This window comes from Streptococcus sp. HMSC067A03 (genome assembly GCF_001814295.1).
Lineage (GTDB): Bacteria > Bacillota > Bacilli > Lactobacillales > Streptococcaceae > Streptococcus > Streptococcus constellatus.
Window position 1 is genome coordinate 1 of record NZ_KV815671.1, and the last position, 353, is coordinate 353.

Below are 353 nucleotides of genomic sequence, written 5' to 3' on the forward strand. Positions count from 1 at the left end.
CAGTTGAAGAAACAAAGACTGTCACAGAGACCATCAAGTATGTTTATGAAAATGGTGACCAAGCAGCTACTCCTAAAGTCCAAAAATTAGACTTTAAACGTACGAATACAAAAGATTTAGTTACTGGGAAAATCTCTCAAGAGGGGGTATGGGCTCCCTCAACAGGTACTTTCTCAGAAGTGGTTTCTCCAACGGTTGATGGTTATACACCAGATAAATCAAAAGTTGATGCAGTAACTATTACCGCTGCTCACTCTGATATTCATGTTACAGTTACCTATAAAGCAGATAAGCAAAAAGTGACTTACACCATCATTGATGATACTGCTCATAAAACGCTGAAAGATAAGGAA

Annotated in this window: 1 protein-coding gene; it reads left to right on the top strand. The window is 38.0% G+C overall.

Annotation, left to right across the window (positions count from 1 at the left end; translation table 11 throughout):
* The coding region (locus tag HMPREF2963_RS06640) for a mucin-binding protein (RefSeq protein WP_410002509.1) at window positions 1–353 on the top strand (353 nt) is incomplete at both ends.